Source organism: Cellulomonas sp. P4_A2, assembly GCF_056402515.1.
Map to the genome: position 1 here is coordinate 1 of NZ_JBFUHG010000100.1, position 465 is coordinate 465.

Annotated in this window: 1 protein-coding gene; it reads right to left on the reverse strand. The window is 68.0% G+C overall.

What is annotated here, in order from left to right:
• The coding region (locus AC1DUE_RS20280; RefSeq protein ID WP_477041205.1) for an LLM class flavin-dependent oxidoreductase at nt 1-346 on the reverse strand (346 nt) is incomplete at its 3' end.
• Nucleotides 347-465 lie beyond the last annotated feature (119 nt).

A 465-nucleotide genomic window follows, 5' to 3' on the forward strand; every position in this document is an offset into this window, starting at 1 on the left:
CCTCCAGATCCACCCAGGGGCCGCCCCGTCCCACGCCGAGGGAGAACCTGCCCCCGCTGGTGAGATGGAGCAGCGCGGCCTGCTCGCCCAGCGCCACCGGATGTTGGGACGGCAGCACGCTCACCGCCGTACCGACCCGGATTCTGCGGGTGCGGCCGAGCAGCAGCGCGGCCAGGGTGACGGCGGACGGGCAGACCCCGTACGGCACGAAATGATGCTCGGCCAGCCAGACCGAATCGAGTCCGGATTCCTCCGCGACCTCGGTGGACCGGATCGCGCGATGCAGCGCTTCACCCGGACCCTGGCCCGGAAACTGGGCTGCCAGTACAAACGTTCCCACGCGCATCGCCAATTGCCTCCTTGTGGCCGACGCGGCTCTCCCCTATAGGCAACAACGTCTGACACGTGCCAAAGGCACGGTCCACGGCGAAGTTGTTGCGATTTTCCGGTAACCCGGTCCTGTCC